At 70.2% G+C, this 16,021-nt stretch carries 12 protein-coding genes and 1 pseudogene; 9 read left to right on the forward strand and 4 right to left on the reverse strand.

The features are described from left to right. Window positions 1–89 precede the first annotated feature (89 nt). From ABZ260_RS05135 to ABZ260_RS05150, 4 genes and pseudogenes are all read left to right on the forward strand, one after another. A pseudogene (locus ABZ260_RS05135) lies at window positions 90–782 on the forward strand (iron ABC transporter permease); the annotation flags it as partial. Between the two features lie 100 nt (window positions 783–882). Then, complete coding sequence (locus tag ABZ260_RS05140; protein ID WP_355613178.1) at window positions 883–1,656, forward strand: ABC transporter ATP-binding protein; 774 nt, start codon at window positions 883–885, stop codon at window positions 1,654–1,656. A 77-nt stretch (window positions 1,657–1,733) separates the two neighbouring features. Further along, entirely contained in the window at window positions 1,734–2,381 is a 648-nt protein-coding gene (locus ABZ260_RS05145) for an adenosylcobinamide amidohydrolase (protein WP_350958270.1), read from the forward strand. A 68-nt stretch (window positions 2,382–2,449) separates the two neighbouring features. Further along, window positions 2,450–3,034, forward strand: a complete 585-nt coding sequence (locus ABZ260_RS05150; protein WP_355613181.1) for a Uma2 family endonuclease — start codon at window positions 2,450–2,452, stop codon at window positions 3,032–3,034. A 67-nt stretch (window positions 3,035–3,101) separates the two neighbouring features. On the opposite strand, the gene ABZ260_RS05155 is transcribed toward ABZ260_RS05150, so the two are convergent. Continuing rightward, window positions 3,102–4,802, reverse strand: a complete 1,701-nt coding sequence (locus ABZ260_RS05155) for a hydantoinase B/oxoprolinase family protein (protein ID WP_355613195.1) — start codon at window positions 4,800–4,802, stop codon at window positions 3,102–3,104. 77 nt (window positions 4,803–4,879) lie between these two features. Next, on the reverse strand, window positions 4,880–6,958 hold the full coding sequence (locus ABZ260_RS05160) for a hydantoinase/oxoprolinase family protein (protein WP_355613197.1): 2,079 nt from the start codon (window positions 6,956–6,958) through the stop codon (window positions 4,880–4,882). 618 nt (window positions 6,959–7,576) lie between these two features. Here ABZ260_RS05160 and ABZ260_RS05165 point away from each other — a divergent pair. From ABZ260_RS05165 to ABZ260_RS05180, 4 genes are all read left to right on the forward strand, one after another. Then, entirely contained in the window at window positions 7,577–9,145 is a 1,569-nt protein-coding gene (locus tag ABZ260_RS05165) for a hypothetical protein (RefSeq protein ID WP_355613199.1), read from the forward strand. Beyond that, window positions 9,145–10,698 (forward strand): serine/threonine-protein kinase, encoded by a 1,554-nt coding sequence (locus ABZ260_RS05170; protein WP_355613201.1) that lies wholly within the window; start codon window positions 9,145–9,147, stop codon window positions 10,696–10,698. Before ABZ260_RS05165 ends, ABZ260_RS05170 begins: the two co-directional genes overlap by 1 nt. A gap of 87 nt (window positions 10,699–10,785) precedes the next feature. Continuing rightward, window positions 10,786–11,967: a sensor histidine kinase gene (locus ABZ260_RS05175; RefSeq protein ID WP_355613203.1), complete on the forward strand. Its 1,182-nt coding sequence runs from the start codon at window positions 10,786–10,788 to the stop codon at window positions 11,965–11,967. A 60-nt stretch (window positions 11,968–12,027) separates the two neighbouring features. Further along, window positions 12,028–12,690 carry a response regulator transcription factor gene (locus ABZ260_RS05180; protein ID WP_355613205.1) on the forward strand — a complete coding sequence of 221 codons (663 nt, stop codon included), beginning with the start codon at window positions 12,028–12,030 and terminating at the stop codon, window positions 12,688–12,690. Here ABZ260_RS05180 and ABZ260_RS05185 read toward each other — a convergent pair. Next, window positions 12,630–13,334, reverse strand: coding sequence for a hypothetical protein (locus ABZ260_RS05185; protein ID WP_355613207.1), 705 nt, complete (start codon window positions 13,332–13,334; stop codon window positions 12,630–12,632). The genes ABZ260_RS05180 and ABZ260_RS05185 overlap by 61 nt on opposite strands. A 206-nt stretch (window positions 13,335–13,540) precedes the next feature. Between ABZ260_RS05185 and gdhA the strand changes: the two genes are divergently transcribed. Further along, window positions 13,541–14,884, forward strand: a complete 1,344-nt coding sequence (gene gdhA / locus ABZ260_RS05190; protein WP_355555346.1) for an NADP-specific glutamate dehydrogenase — start codon at window positions 13,541–13,543, stop codon at window positions 14,882–14,884. Window positions 14,885–15,078: 194 nt separating this feature from the next. On the opposite strand, the gene ABZ260_RS05195 is transcribed toward gdhA, so the two are convergent. Further along, entirely contained in the window at window positions 15,079–15,972 is an 894-nt protein-coding gene (locus ABZ260_RS05195) for a phosphotransferase (protein WP_355613209.1), read from the reverse strand. Window positions 15,973–16,021 lie beyond the last annotated feature (49 nt).

Raw genomic sequence — 16,021 nt, forward strand, 5'->3', positions numbered from 1 at the left:
TGAAGACCATCGTGAACGGCCCGTAGTCGAACAGCGAGTCCAGCCACGTGGCGAAAGTGTGACCGGGGTCGTTGTAGCGCAGGGCGACCACGGCGGCGATCGTCTTCACCAAGGGCGACGGCGAGGCGATCGGCATCCCCGCCGCGGCCTTCGTCGGCGCCGTCGGCGGGGTCCTGCTCGCCTACGCGCTGGGCAACGCGGCGGGCCGGGGCGGCGGCACCGCCACGCTGGTCCTCGCGGGCGTGGCGGTCACCTCCTTCCTCACCGCGATCCAGACGTTCCTGCAGCAGCTCAGGGTGGAGGAGCTCCAGCGCATCTACGCCTGGATCCTCGGCAACGTCGGCGGCGGCTGGAGTCAGGTCACGCTGGTGGCCCCGTACGCGGTCGTCTCGGTGACGGTCATGCTGCTGCACGGCAGGCTGCTCGACGTGCTCTCGGTCGGTGACGACGAGGCGGTCACCCTCGGCCTAAACGCCGCCAGGGTCCGCCTCGTCGTGCTGTTCGCCGCCTCCCTGGCCACCGCGGCGGCCGTCGCGGTCAGCGGGCTGATCGGCTTCGTCGGCATCGTCGTGCCGCACGTGGTCCGCCGCCTGACCGGTTCCTCGTACCGGGTCGTGCTGCCGATCTCGCTGATCGGCGGGGCCGCCTTCCTGGTCCTCGCCGACCTCATCGCCAGGACCGTGCTCGCCCCCGCCGAGCTGCCCATCGGGGTGGTGACCGCCTTCTTCGGCGCGCCGTTCTTCGTCGCCGTACTGCGCATGACCCGCCGGGTGGAGACATGAGCGTCCGGGCCCGTCCGTACGAGGAGCACACGACCGCTCCGGCAGGTGTGCACAGGGAGCGGGCGACCATGGCCCGTGCGCCGCGCGGAGGGGAGATCCGGTGAGCCGCCTCGCGGTGAGTGACCTGTCGGTGGTGCTGGACCGGCGGACCGTGCTGTCCGGCGTCGGGCTCGACGTCGGGGACGGCGGCTGGCTGGCCGTCATCGGCGCCAACGGCGCGGGCAAGTCCACGCTGCTGCGCGCCCTGGCCGGGGTGCTGCCCTGCGAGGGCGAGGTGCTCGTCGACGACGTGCCGATCAGACGGCTGCGGCCCAGGGACCGGGCCAGGCTGCTGGCCTACGCCCCGCAGTCCCCGGCGCTGCCGGTCGACATGACGGTGTTCGACTACGCCCTGCTCGGGCGTACGCCGTACATCCCCTACCTGGGCCGCGAGGGCCGTCGCGACCGGGAGGTGACCGCGTCGGTGCTGGAGCGGCTGGACCTGTCGCCCCTCGCCGGCCGGCGGCTCGGCCATCTGTCCGGAGGCGAGCGCCAGCGCGTGGTGCTCGCCAGGGCGCTGACCCAGCAGGCCCCGGTGCTCCTGCTCGACGAGCCCACCACCGCCCTCGACCTGGGACATCAGCAGCAGGTGCTGGAGCTCGTGGACCGGCTCCGGCTGGCCGACGGACTAACCGTCGTCACGACATTGCATGATTTGAGCCTGGCCGGCCAGTACGCTGACTCGATGATGTTGCTCTCGGGCGGCCGGGTGGCCGCCTCCGGCACCCCGGCCGAGGTGCTGACCGGAGAGCTGATCGGCGAGCACTTCGAGGCCCGCGTCCGCGTCGCCACCGGCCCCGGTGGCAGGCCCGAGGTCCACCTGGAGCGTCCTTGACCGGGTCCGAGATCCTGCGAGGTTCGTCCGAGGGGTTTCCGGACGGCTCCGAGGTTCGGGGGTCACCCGGGGTCTTCCTGAGGCTGAGTCACCGCGAGGAGGACGGCGCCCGGCTGGCCTCGCTGCTCTGGGAGTTCGGCCCCGGGTGGCGGGCGATCTCCTCGGCCATGGTCGGCGGCGGCATCGGCCCGGCCGCCTGGGCGCTCAACGCGCAGGTGGTCGGTGGATACTCGCGGATGGACCCGGTGGAGCACCTGCTGGAACTCGCCCCGCCCGGCTCCGGTGTCGGCATGCTCACCGCCGCCTCCGTCGACCACTTCACCCGGGCCGCCGACGGGGGAGTGGAGGTCATGGCGACCGTCGGCCTGCGCGTCCCCACCTGGGCCGCCGCCCCCGAGGGTGTCCCGGACCCCGAACTGGCCCCCGCGTACCTGCCGGGAACGATCAACATCGTCGTCGCCGTACCGGTCGCGATGAGCGACGCCGCCCTGGTCAACACGGTCATGACGGTGACCGAGGCCAAGACCCAGGCCCTGCTGGAGGTCGGTTTCCCCGGTACCGGGACCGCTTCCGACGCCGTCTGCGTGGCGGTCCCCGAGCACGGCCCGGAGGAACTCTTCGGCGGCCCCCGCTCCACCTGGGGCGCCCGCATCGCCCGTGCCGTCCACACCGCCGTCCGCCAGGGCGCCCAGCAGTGGGTAAACCGTGATGTGTTGACTACTTAAAGTAAGAGAATTGCGGGAAGTAGCATGTGGGCGAGGGCCAAACTCCCGATACTGAGCAGGTGACCACGATGGCAACGAAGGAGCCGGCGGCCAAGCGGACGGTTCTCCAAGGAGAGCCGCCGTTCACTGTCGACGACCTGCTCACGTTTCCCGACGACGGGAACCGCTACGAGCTCTTCAACGGGAGCCTGCTGGTGAGTCCCTCTCCTATCCCCCTGCATCAGCGTGCGATCGCTCGACTTCTCGTAATTCTCGAAGGCGTCGCACCACCTGAGTTCGAGCCACTGCCGGATGTCAACCTCCGGGCGAGTGACCGCGACTTCTTCATCCCTGACCTCGTCGTGGTACCGACGAAGGCCGTCGACGAGACGCAGTTGATGTTCGCGCCACGCGACATCCTCCTGGCCGTCGAGGTGGTCAGCCCGAGTACCCAGGCGCGGGACCGTCATCTCAAGAGGGCCGCCTACGCCGCTGCGGGCATTCCCGTCTACTGGCGGATCGAGCTGTCCGACGGTCCGTCCGTCCACGTCCACGAACTCGCCGGTGACGAGTACAAACCCGCCGAGAGGCACGACGCGGGAGAGGTCGCGACCCTCTTCGCCCCCTTCGAGGTCTCCTTCGATCCCGCTGTGCTGTTGCAGCCTCGGGGCTGAGCGAGGCAAGCCCTCCGCGGGGCCGGGCGGCGCCTTAACCGGGGACGCCCGTCCGGACCCGCGCATGTCAGTTCTCCGCACGCAGGGCCGTGCCGTCGTCCCTGACGGTGACGCCGTAGTCGGCGAGGGCGCCGTGCGGGGTGACGCGGCCGGTGTCGAGGTCGGCGAGGACCTCCTCGACGGGACGTTCGCAGGGGGAGCCGATGCCGCCGCCGCCGGTCGTCTCGATCACGAACGCCTCGCCCGCGCTGAACCGGACGTTGTTCACCTTGGAGTCGAGGCGTTCCAGCGAGCCGTCCGCGCGCCGCAGGTAGAAGCCGCCGAGCCGTCCCGGCAGGCCGCCGGAGCGTCCGGGCGGGGCGTTGCGCAGCCGGTCGCCCCGGGTGGTGACGTGGGCGTCGGCCAGGAAGCGGATCACCGTGCGGGAGCCGAGGCCGCCCCGGTGCCTGCCGGGGCCGCCGGAGTCGGGGACGGTCTCCACCGACTCCACGATGAGCGGGCAGCGGGTCTCGACCGGCTCGACCTGGGGTACCGAGTTGCGGCCGATGCCGAAGTGCACACCGGTCGCGTCCGGGCCGTCCTTGCCCTGCCGGGCGCCGACCCCGCCGAAGTCGTACGACAGGTGGATCCAGTACGGCGCCCCGACGGCCGCGATGGAGAAGGGCTGCAGGATGCCGCTCGCCGCGATGGCGCGTTCGGGCATCGCGTCCGACAGCGCCTGGAAGACGGCCTCCATCGCCGCGTAGATGGGCACGAACCGGCCACCGCACGGATAGGGCGAGCGGGCGTTGAGCAACGAGCCGGGTGGCAGCCGCACCTCGATCGCCCGCAGGCAGCCGTCGTTCATCGCGATGGACGGGTCCAGGAAGCAGCGCATCGCGAACACGGCGGCGGCCAGCGACTGTGATGAGGAGGAGTTGATCGCCGCAGGGACCTGGGGGTCGGTGCCGTCGAAGTCGAGTACGGCTCCCGCACCGGGGGCCAGGGTGACCGCGACCCTGACGGTGTGCGAGGTGGTGAGGTCGATGCCGTCGTCGTCGATCGGGTAGGACGCCTCGTAGCGCCCGGCGGGCAGGGCGAGGAGGGCCGCGCGGGTCAGCGTCTCGGTGTGGTCGAGATAGTCGTCGATCCCCCGGGCGAGCCCGGCGGGGCCGTACTCGCCGACCAGTGCCTCGATCCTGGCCGCGGCGACCGCGGTGCCCGCGACGAGCGCGCGCACATCGCCCATGACCTTGTCAGGGGTGCGGCTGTTGGCCCGCAGGATCGCCTCGATCGCCGGTTCCACGCCGCGCGCGGTGGCCAGCAGGACCGGGGGGAGTTGCAGGCCCTCAAGGAAGATGTCGGTGGCGAGCGGGGCCATGCCGCCCGCGGACAGGCCGCCGAGGTCCGAGACGTGGATCATCGTCGCGGTGAAGTAGGCGGGCTCGCCGGCGACGAAGACCGGCCGGTAGACGAGCAGGTCGTTGGTGTGCACCCCGCCCCGGTAGGCGTCGTTGAGCACGAACACGTCACCGGGCCGCATGGTGGGGGCAGGGATGTCCTTCAGTAGTTCGGGCAGCGCGACCTTAAGCGCCATGCTGTTCATGAGCGTGGTCGCCATCGACTGCGCGACCAGACGCCCACTCGCGTCGAGGATCGCCGCCGAGGCGTCGGACCCCTCGACGATGAACGTCGAGTAGGCCGAGCGCACCACCACGATGCTCGCCTCCTCGGCCGCCACCACCAGCGCGTTCCGCAGCACCTCCGCGGTCAGCGTCTCCGCCGTCAACCGGCTCGCCCCCTCGTGAGGCCCCTTCGTGAGGCCTCCTCGCGAGGACCGCTCGTGCGCCGTCGAGGGTTCCGGTGTCATGGTGTTCCGCCCTCGGTGAGGATTACCGCCATGTCGTCCGCGAGCCTGGCCGTCCAGCCCGGTGGCACCACGATCGTCGCCTCGGTGTCCTCGACGATCGCCGGTCCCTCCGTCTCACGCAGGGTCGCCCTGGTGAGCACCGGCACCTGTACGTACCCGCCCAGCTCGGGGAAGTACGCGGCCCGCCGTACCTCGGAAACGTCGGAAGCACCGTGAGCCTCCGGCCGCGGCCCACCCGGCTCCCGGGCTCCGGGCGAGGCGCGGGGAGGGGGAGGCGCGGGCACGGCGTCGGTAATGGGGTGCCGGGCGGTCTGGGTGACGCGGACGCGGTAGCCGACGACCTCGGTGGGGCCCCGCTGTTCGATGCCGTACACCTGCCGGTATCTCGCGAAGAAGCGGTCGGCCAGCTCGGCGGGGGAGTCGCTCCACCGCACGGTCAGGTCGTGGGCCTGTCCGGTGAAGCGGACGTCGGCCGAGCGGGTGACCGAGACGCCGGGGGAGCCGAGGGTCACGTTCAGGTCGGCGGCGGCGGCCTCGGCCAGGATGGCGAAGACCCGCACCGGATCGGCACCCGGGGCGGACAGGACGCGGTCGGTGGACAGGTCGCCGGCCAGCAGGCCGGCCGCGGAGCCGACCCCGCAGTGCGCGGGGACGACCACCGTGGAGATGCCGAAGCGGGAGGCGACCCTGGCCGCGTGCATCGGGCCCGCGCCGCCGAAGGCGACCATGACGAACCCTCGGGGATCGATGCCCCGCTGTACCGTCACCACGTGGACCGCCGACCCCATCGAGGCGTTGGCGATCTCGTGGACGGCGTGCGCCGCCTCGGCGCGGGAGACCCCGAGCGGGCCGGCCAGCCGGCGGTCGACCGCCTTCTCCGCGAGGTCGAGGGAGAGCGACATCGTCCCGGCGGCGAACGAGGCGGCGTCGAGGTAACCGAGTACCAGGTTGGCGTCCGTCACCGTCGGCTCGTCGCCGCCCAGGCCGTAGCAGGCCGGGCCGGGGTCCGAACCGGCCGAGCGCGGGCCTGCCCGCAGGGTGCCGGCCGGGTCCACCCACGCGATGCTGCCCCCTCCGGCCCCCACCTCCGCCAGGTCGATGGCCGGGGTCTTGACCGGCACCCCGGTCCCGGCCCTGCGCCCGCCGAAGCTGCCCTTGCCGCCCACGTGGAACTCGTGGGTGATCTCCGGCTCGCCGTTCCTGATCACGCAGGTCTTGGCGGTGGTCCCGCCCATGTCGAAGGAGATGACGTCCGGATGGCCGGACGCGGCGGCGGCCAGCACCCCGGCCGCGGGCCCGGACTCGATGGTGGCCACGGCCCGCCGGGCTGCCAGCTCGGCGGACATCACGCCGCCGCCCGAGTCCATGACGTGCACCGGCGCGGTGATTCCGATGCCGGCCAGCCGAGCGGTCAGCCGCCGCAGGTATCCCGCCATGACGGGCCCGACGTACGCGGACATGATCGTGGTGGTCGCCCGCTCGTACTCGCGCAGTTCCGGCCAGACCTCCGAGGAGATCACCACGGTCGGCACGACGCGCCGGAGGATCTCGGCGACCCGCCGTTCGTGCGAGGGGTTCGCGTACGAGTGCAGCAGGCAGACGGCGGCCGCGGTGACACCCCGCCGCGCGATCTCCTCACCGACGCGGGCCACGGCCGCCTCGTCGAGCGGTTCGAGCACCTCGCCCCGGTCGTTCACCCGCTCGGGCACCTCGAAGCAGTCACCGGCGGCGACCGGCGGCGCGGGAGGGTCGAAGCGGAGGTCGTAGCGGTCCTCCTCGACCCGCGCGTAGCGGCCCAGGGGGATCGCCGAGCGGAAACCTCTGGTCGTGACATAGGCGACGCGGACGCCTCTGCGTTCGAGCACGGCGTTGGTGGCCAGCGTGGTCGCGTGCACGACCCTGGTCACCAGGGAGGGGTCCCTGTGGCCAAGCGCGGTGATGATGCCCGTGACGATGCCGTCGGCCGGGTCGTCGTGGGTGCTCAGGCACTTGGCGACGCTGATCTCACCATCCGGCCCGCGGAGCACCACGTCCGTGAACGTCCCTCCGACGTCGACCCCGATCGAGTGGCTCAACGGCTCTCCCCGTCTGATCGTCCGGTGCTCCGGGCGGGTGGCCCGTCGCGGCGCGGGGGCAGGCCCCACGTCCGCTCGCCCGCCCACGAAGGGCAGGCTATTTCCCTAGCAAGCGCTTGTCCATGGGGTCTGCCGGGGCCCGCCTCCGGGCGATCGGCTCGCCCGTGATCCGGTGGCCGCTCTTCTCGCGTTTTCGGATTCGCGGGCCGTCTGCCCGCGCACGGGAGGAGCCTCCTCGGGCGCATGAGAAGCAATGAGAGCTTTATCCCCTTTATTGCGTATTAGATGGAAATATCGAAATATGGGGCCTCCGTCCCATTGGATTCGGGGCGACCGCGGGCCATTGGGCGAGATGAGGGAAACGGTCCCCGCGCGGTATACATTGTCGCGCCGGGGCCCGGTCAGGATTAGACTTTGCGTAACTGTCCGCAACGGGGGGGTGGGGATGGTGAAAGGCATGGTCGGTGCCTGAGTGGTGATGGTGAAGACGGGGTGGAGATATCCGTCTCGTGATCAGGTGCAGGTGACGGCGGAAAGAAAGTCAAGCCCTCGGGCCTGAGCAGTTCACTTATTCACTCCGGTTTGCGACCCTTGTCCTATCCCCTGTAGGGAGTGGCGATGCGGCGGTTCGGTTCGGCGATGGCGGCGTTCGGAGGCCTCCTGTTGGCGGTCGCCGGGGTGGCGCCTGCTCTGGCTCATGAGCACCCCAGCGGGATCACCGATCTGGTGACCCCCGCGGTGGTCAGGATCGAGACCACGGCACGCGTGGACATCACGCTCCTTGACCACATCGGCGAGCTGGTCCACGTGGAGCGTTCCTACGAGGTGCCGATCGGCAGCGGAACCGGCACGGTGATCAACCCCGACGGGGGCATGGTCACCCTCACCCGGGTGGTCAAGAACGACCTGGACGTCCGGATCTACGCCGCCAACAAGATCTTCGCCGAGCACCACAAGGTCAAGATCCCCGCGGACTTCGAGCGGCACAAGCTCAAGGACGACCTGCTCAACCACCACCTGCAGGAGTGCTACCCGCCCAAGCAGCCCACCGCCACCTGCATCATCGACGTCACGACGGAGATCAAGGTCTTCCCCAACATCTCCCCCGCCGACACGGAGGGGTTCAGGGCCGAGATCGTCCGCCCCGGTGACAAGCCCGACAGCCCGGCGGTGCTGAAGCCCGTCGGCCGCGCCGACGGGAGCGCGGGCCTGCCCACCGCCCCGCTCGCCGCCGAGGTGCCCGCCAAGGACAACTCACCGGTGGCGGTCGCCGGGTTCACCGGGCGGCCCGCCGCGAACCTGCCGGAGACCGTCGACATCGCCCACCTCCGGGCGGGCGGCGCCGGTGAGGGCGGCCGGCAGTTCAAGGACCCGGAGAACAAGGTCAACGAGCCGGAGAAGCTGGGCGCGCTCGTCGACAAGGGGCTGCTCGGCGGCCCGGTGATCGAGGACAAGAAGGGCGAGGTCGTCGGCCTGCTGCTCGGCGGTGGCAAGGACGCCCGGATGATCGGCATCCGCGAGGTCACCAAGGCCCTGGCCGAGGCGGACGTCGCGCCCGCCCGCGGCCCGATCGACGCCGCCTTCGAGCAGGCGCTGACCCGTTTCCACACCCACTACTACGGTGACGCCGTCCCCGCCTTCCAGCGGGTGCTGGACCTCTACCCGGGCCACACCGTGGCCGCCGCGCACCTGAAGACGTCCCAGGCCAAGCGCGGCACCGCAGAGGACGAGGGCACCAAGAGGGCGGCCGCCTCCACCGACGCGCCCGGCGGCGCGCCGCTGTGGCCGTTCCTGGTCGGAGGCGGCCTGCTGGTGCTGGTGGTGCTGGTCGCCGCGATCCTGCTCTGGCGCCGCAGGCGCTCCGAACCGGAGCCGGAACCGGAACCGAGCCTGCCCGCGGACCCCCTGCCCCCTACCCTGAACCCGCCGCCTGTGCAAGGGAGATCGGCCTTCGACGAGCAGGTCGACTCCACGATCGTGGTCGGCCGCTCCTTCCCCGCACTGCCCAAGATCTCCTCGACCTCGCCCGGCCAGCCGGTGCTGGTGGCGCGCGATCCGGGTTCCAGCACCGCTCCGGACCCCAGACCCGCCGAGACGACAGTGCAGAAGTACTGCACGGGCTGCGGGATGCGGCTGGGCCCCGCGCACAGCTTCTGCGGCTACTGCGGCCAGCCGGCCAAGACGTGATGTCAGTGAACGACAGGGCGCTGATCGGCCGGGAGGTGGCCGGCTACCAGATCGAGGACATCATCGGCAAGGGCGGCATGGCCGTGGTCTACCTCGCGGTCGACCCCAGGCTCAACCGCCGGGTGGCACTGAAGATCCTCAACCCGCTCCTCGGTGAGGACGAGCGGTTCCGCCAGCGCTTCGTGCTGGAGTCGCGCACCGTCGCGAGCATCGACCACCCCAACATCATCCCGATCTACGAGGCCGACACCGCCGCCGACGGCACCCTCTACATCGCGATGCGCTACGTCAACGGCCCCGACCTGCGCAAGCTCTTCTACGACCGGGGCCCGATGCCGGTCAGCCAGGTCAACCGGACCTTCGCCCAGGTGGCCGCCGCGCTCGACACCGCGCACGCCCACGACCTGGTTCACCGTGATGTCAAGCCGGCCAACATCCTGATCGCCGCCCACACCGAGGGCGACCACGCCTACCTCACCGACTTCGGCATCACCAAGCACCGCACCTCGATTTCCGGGCTGACCCAGACCAACCAGTTCATCGGCACCCCCCGCTACATGTCGCCCGAGCAGATCAACAAGGAGCACATCGACGGCCGCTGCGACCAGTACGGCCTGGCCTGCGTGGTCTACGAGGCGCTGGCCGGGAGGTTGCCCTTCCAGCGCGACAACGAGATCGCCCTGCTCTGGGCACACCTCGCCGAGACCCCCACCCCGCTCACCACGCTCCGCCCCGAACTGCCGCTCGAGGTCGACGGCGTCATGATGCGGGCCCTGGCCAAGTCGCCCGAGCAGCGCTACGAGACCTGCGGCCAGTTCGTCGCCGAACTGCGTGACGCGATCAGCGGTGCCGGCCAGTCGTACCAGCTCACCCAGGCTTCCCCCGCCGCACCGACGGTGCCCACGACCACGAGACGACAGGAGCCGAGCAGGCCCAGATCCGGCGGGAAGGGCATCCTCATCGGCGCCGCAGTGGCGATCACGGCGATCGTCGCGCTGGTGGCGATGCTCGCGACGTTCCTGCGCGGTGGCGACACCTGGGTGGCGTACGAAGGTTCGGCCGCGGTGCCGGTCGCCTTCCAGCATCCCGGCACCTGGACCCTCCAACCGCACGCCGACGTGTTCGTGGTGGCCTCGCCGAGGGTGGAGCAGTTCCGGTCGCTGTTCGCCACGCCCGTCACCGCCGACTGGGCGACCGTGAACGAGATCATCAAGGACGACCCCCAGGACGCCGGCGGCCTTTACGTGCAGACGCTCGACACCCTCGACCCGCGCAGCGGCGCCAAGCAGCTGCAGGAGACGATGCAGTCCTCGCTTCCCGGCACGGTCAACGTCTTCTCCCAGGTCGTCCAGGTGAGCGTGGGCGGGCAGCCGGCCATCCGGTTGCAGGGGACGATCGCCGACCCGCAGCGCGGTGGCCAGCTCGAATTCACCGGCTGGGTCGTCGAGCGGCCGGACGAACCGGCCCTCATCATTTACTTCTGCGCGTCCGGCAGGTGCGACAACGCGACCGCCAATCGATTCGTGCGGAGCGTCTCATTCCCGGTGTTCTGATCCGTTGACTTGTGTTCCACTTGCGATCGACTTGTCCGGGTGTTTTGTCCTATGGGCAAGACGGTCACCAAGCTTTAGTCTCCCCGCATGGCGGTTCTCCTCTCCCCCCTTCGGTACCTGCGCGCGGTGCCGAAGTCCGACTTGCTGATCGGCGCCGTGATCGTCGCCCTCGGCACGCTGGAGGCGTTCACCGTCGCCACCGAGTACGGCGCGACCGAGACGCCCGAGCTGTGGTGGGTCGGCCAGGCGCTCGTCACCGGCGTGCTCGTGTGGTTCCGGCGCCGGTCGCCGGTCGCCGTGTTCATCCTGATGATCCTTGCCCAGTACGCCTGGCACCGACAGGGGTACGAACACTGTCAGACCTGGCAGCTCGCCTCCCTGCTGATCGTCTTCCACACAGTCGGTGCCGAGCTCCCCTTCAGGCCCGGGCTCGCCTGGGCCGTCACCGGCATCCTGGCGTTCGGCTCCGGTGCCGTCGACCACCGCCGGCTCCCCCTGGAGGAGGTCGTCTTCCTGACCGCCCTCTTCGGCGCCGCCTACCTCACCGGCCTCGCCCTGCACGCCTATGTCGCCCGGGTACGCCGCCTGGCCGAGCAGGCCGTTCGCCTGGAACGTGACAGGGAACGCGAGGCCGCCGAGGCCGTCGCGCGGGAGAAAGTCCGCATCGCTCGCGAGCTGCACGACGTGGTCGCCCACAGCGTCAGCATGATGGTCATGCAGGCCGGGGTGCTCCGCCGCTCGCGAGGCGGGGACGACGAGGCACTGCTGGGCATCGAACGGATGGGGCGCGAGGCGGTCGAGGAGCTGCGCGTCATGCTCGGCGCGCTGCGTATGCCCCTGGACGAGAGCATCCCGCAGCCCGGCCTGGATCTGCTGTCCGGCACCGTGGACTCGCTCGTCTCCTCCGGGCTGCGGGTCACCCTCGACGTACGGGGGGAGGTGGTGCGGCTGGCACCCGGGCTGGATCTGTCGGTCTATCGCATCGCCCAGGAGGCCCTCACCAACGCGGTCAAGCACGCCGGAGAGTCCGAGATCCGGATCACGGTCTCCTATCACCGGGACTCCGTGGAGGTGGAGGTCACGAACGGGAGTGAGAACGGCGGGACGTCCTCCGCGCTGTCGACGGGCAACGGCCTCATCGGCATGCGTGAGCGCGCCGAGCTCTTCGGCGGCACCTTCGAGGCCGGCCCGCGTCCAGAAGGTGGCTTCCGGGTCCACGCGTCCCTGCCGGCCTCGCTGGAGGTGTCGGCCGGTGAGCCGATCGTATGAGCCGGTTGACGGACAGAACCATGAACGAGGCGCCGAGCCGCCTGGCAAGAAGGAGGAGAAGTGAGCATCCGTATCGTGATCGTCGACGACCAGGCGATGGTCCGCGCCGGGCTGAAGCTCGTCGTGGAGAGTGAACCCGGCATGGAGGTGGTCGGCGAGGCCCCCGACGGGGTCGAGGCCATCGCCGTGGTCCGCCGCACCAAGCCCGACATCGTGCTGATGGACATCTCGATGCCCCGTATGGACGGCCTCACCGCCGCCAGGCAGCTCCTGGGGCAGCCGGAACCGCCGAAGATCGTCATGTTGACCACCTTCGACACCGACGAGAACCTCTACGCCGCGCTCCGCGCGGGGACCAGCGGGTTCCTGCTCAAGGTCTCGCCGCCTGAGCAACTGGTGGACGCCATTCGTGTCGTCGTCGCCGGGGACGCCCTGCTCGACCCGGCCGTCACCACTCGCGTCATCGCCTCCTTCGCGGGCCGTCATGATCCCGCGCCCCCGCCGCAGCTGGCCGACCTCACCCCGCGCGAGCTGGAGGTGTTGCGCTCCCTGGCCCGTGGCCTGACCAACTCCGAGATCGCGGGGAAGCTCTTTGTCGGTGAGGCCACGGTCAAGACCCATGTGGCACGGGTACTGATGAAGCTCCATCTGCGGGACCGGGCTCAGGCGGTGGTGTTCGCGTACGAGTCGGGCGTGGTGCGGCCGGGGGCGGCGGTCGGGTAGTAGGAGATCCACTCCTCACGGCTCATCCGGATCATCTTGACGCCGAGCCAGCCCAGCGCGACCGCGGGGGCGATCCACAGCGGGACGGTCACCGGGCCGTACGGGACCAGCATCGAGCCGCCGTAGCCGATGCCGACGACGAGCGGCACCCACCAGTGCGCGAATCCCGCCCGCCAGACGCCGATCACCAGGACGGGCAGGCCGAAGATGGCGAAGAACAGCCAGGGCATCTGGAACCCGAAGACGACGCCGGGCAGGTTCAGCATCTCGTTGAGGATCTGCTGCGCCTGCTCAGGAGTGTTCCGCTGCCCGAGCCACCACTCCACCGGGTCGGTCATGAGCAGGCCCGACACGCTGATGTAGCCGAGGACGGTGAGCGAGCCGGCGATGTGGCCGAAGACCACCGCGCGGCGGCGCATCACATGCAGCAGGCCGAGGGTCGCGACGGCCATCAGCAGGTAGGCCCAGTGGTACATCACCGACTGGACCTGGGCGAGGGCGGGATTTTCCGCGAAACTGACCGCTTCGCGCTCGTCGCCCCAGGTGCCGGGGTCGAGGATGACAGCGATGGCCTGGAGCAGTGGGGCGACGATCAGCAGCAGGCCTGATGCGATGCGCCGGAAGTCGGCTGAATCCTTGAACATGGTTTTTTCTTCCCGTGCGAGGCCGGGCCGGCCTTTCAACCAGGAAGGTAGGCGGCGGGTCTCCGCCGGGTCGTCCGTCGCCGGGCTGATCCGGGGTCCCTCTCGCGGGGTAAGAAGTTCTCACCGTGGGCCGGTTAAAGATGTGAGAAGTGCGTCTCATAAGGTCTAGACCACAGTGTGTGGGCTGGCGATCAGAAAGATAAGTGATGTTGCACGAAAAACTGGACTCGATCTACGACAGTGTCCTGCGCCGCAACCCGGGTGAGATCGAGTTCCACCAGGCCGTTCGCGAGGTGTTGGAGAGCATCGGACCGGTCCTCGGCAAGCATCCCGAGTATGCCGAATCCAAGATCATTGAGCGGATCTGCGAGCCGGAGCGGCAGATCATCTTTCGGGTGCCGTGGGAGGACGACCAGGGTGAGGTCCACATCAACCGTGGCTTCCGGGTCGAGTTCAACAGCGCGCTCGGGCCCTACAAGGGGGGACTGCGTTTCCACCCCTCGGTGTACCTGGGCATCGTCAAGTTCCTCGGCTTCGAGCAGATCTTCAAGAACGGACTGACCGGCCTGCCGATCGGCGGGGGCAAGGGTGGCTCGGACTTCGACCCGAAGGGCCGCTCCCAGCGCGAGATCATGCGCTTCTGCCAGAGCTTCATGACCGAGCTCTACCGGCACATCGGTGAGTACACCGACGTCCCCGCCGGGGACATCGGCGTCGGCCAGCGCGAGGTCGGCTACCTGTTCGGCCAGTACAAGCGCATCACCAACCGGTACGAGTCCGCGGTGATCACCGGCAAGGGGCTCAGCTACGGCGGCGCCCAGGTCCGCACCGAGGCGACCGGTTACGGCTGCGCGTTCTTCGTCGACGAGATGCTGAAGGCACGCGGCACCTCCTTCGAGGGTAAGCGCGTCATCGTGTCCGGCTCGGGCAACGTCGCCGTCTACACGATCGAGAAGGTGCAGCAGCTCGGCGGCACGGTGATCGCCTGCTCCGACTCCTCGGGGTACGTCGTCGACGAGAAGGGCATCGACCTGGATCTCCTCAAGCAGGTCAAGCAGGTCGAGCACCTCCGGATGGACGCCTACGCCAAGCGTCACGGCGGCAACGTGTCCTTCGTGGCGGGGCGGAGCATCTGGGAACTGCCGTGCGAGGTGGCGATGCCGTCGGCCACCCAGAACGAGATCACCGGCAAGGACGCCGAGTCGCTGGTGCGCGGCGGGTGCATCGCGGTCGGCGAGGGTGCCAACATGCCCACCACGCCGGAGGGCATCCGGGTGTTCCAGGAGGCGGGTGTCGCCTTCGGGCCCGGCAAGGCCGCCAACGCGGGCGGCGTGGCCACCAGCGCGCTGGAGATGCAGCAGAACGCCAGCCGTGACTCGTGGACCTTCGAGTTCTCCGAGCGCCGCCTCCAGGAGATCATGCAGGACATCCACGGCCGCTGCCTGGAGACCGCCAGGGAGTACGGCATGCCGGGCAACTACGTGGCCGGCGCCAACATCGACGGCTTCAAGCGCGTCGCCGACGCGATGCTCTCCCTCGGCCTGATCTGATCTGAAGTGTTCGTCGTGACCGCCAAAGGCGTCGGTCACCGGCACACCTTCCATAACCGGGCGCCGCTCCCATCGCGGTCCCGGACGCCGAGCCCGCTCCCCGTGCACCGGGATGCCGGCGGCGTCCGAAGTGGCCGTTCACCGGCGAAACCGCGAATACGCCGTTCTGATCACCGGAGCCCCGGTGGGGCGTTCTACGAGTGGAAGAGCCACTCCATCGCGGTGCGGGATTTGCCGACGTAGGCGTCCTGGCCGGTTTCGAGGCCGTACGCCAGATCCTCGAAGAGACCGCATCTGCCGTAGAAGACGGCGCGCTCGCGCAGGGCGGTGACATCGCCGGGCCGGTAGCCGCCGAGGGCGGCGTCCAGGGCAGTGGGGCCGAGGTCGCGATACAGCAGGCCGAAGTCGTAGGCCGGGTCGACGATCGCGGCGTCGCTCCAGTCGATGACGCCGGTCACCGCACCCGTGGCCGGGTCGACGAGAACGTGCTCGATTCCCAGATCATTGTGCGAGAAGACCGGGGTGTATCCCCCGTCCGGGGGTGGGGTGTCCAGGAACGCCTGCACCGACTGCCGGTGGGCCGCCGGGATCTCCCCGGAGATCGTCGGGTAGCTCTCCGCCGCCTCGTCCAGCCATTCGGACGGCGGCGGGTCGTCCACCTCCACCAGGCCGGCCAGCCGATCCACCGGAACGGCGTGCGCGGCGGCGAGCAGGCCGCCGAGCGTGGCGGCGACCGACGGGCCGTGGGCCAGCCGCTCCGACATGGGCAGGCCGAGCAGCGGCCGGCCTGGGAGCTTGAAGTAGGCCAGGCAGCCGTGCTCAGCGACCGTGAACCGCGGTTCGGGGACGGGCACCGGGGAGAATCGCGCGACGGCGGCCAGGAGACGGGCCTCGCGCTCCACGAGCGCGGCCCGCCGCGCCGGGTCCGGCTCCTTGCTGAAGCGCACGATCAACTCGCCGTTGACCTCGTAGGCGATGTTGTCCTGGCCCTCACCGAGCGGCGTGACGGTGTCGACGCGGTAGCCGGGCAGCTGCTCGGCCACCGCGTCGCGGGCATCCTCGGCATGGTCGCGGCTCTGGCTCTCCATGCCGCGACCCTACCGATCACGGCGTGTCAGGTGCGGGGCCGTGTTCCGC

Source organism: Streptosporangium sp. NPDC006013, assembly GCF_040614275.1.
Classification (GTDB): Bacteria; Actinomycetota; Actinomycetes; order Streptosporangiales; family Streptosporangiaceae; genus Streptosporangium.

Bases quoted from the DNA above. Each gene is read 5' to 3' on its own strand.
- ABZ260_RS05195 (WP_355613209.1), bottom strand. From the start codon at position 15,972: ATGGAGAGCCAGAGCCGCGACCATGCCGAGGATGCCCGCGACGCGGTG.
- ABZ260_RS05185 (WP_355613207.1), bottom strand. From the start codon at position 13,334: ATGTTCAAGGATTCAGCCGACTTCCGGCGCATCGCATCAGGCCTGCTG.
- ABZ260_RS05165 (WP_355613199.1), top strand. From the start codon at position 7,577: ATGCGGCGGTTCGGTTCGGCGATGGCGGCGTTCGGAGGCCTCCTGTTG.
- gdhA (WP_355555346.1), top strand. From the start codon at position 13,541: ATGTTGCACGAAAAACTGGACTCGATCTACGACAGTGTCCTGCGCCGC.
- ABZ260_RS05175 (WP_355613203.1), top strand. From the start codon at position 10,786: ATGGCGGTTCTCCTCTCCCCCCTTCGGTACCTGCGCGCGGTGCCGAAG.
- ABZ260_RS05150 (WP_355613181.1), top strand. From the start codon at position 2,450: ATGGCAACGAAGGAGCCGGCGGCCAAGCGGACGGTTCTCCAAGGAGAG.
- ABZ260_RS05170 (WP_355613201.1), top strand. From the start codon at position 9,145: ATGTCAGTGAACGACAGGGCGCTGATCGGCCGGGAGGTGGCCGGCTAC.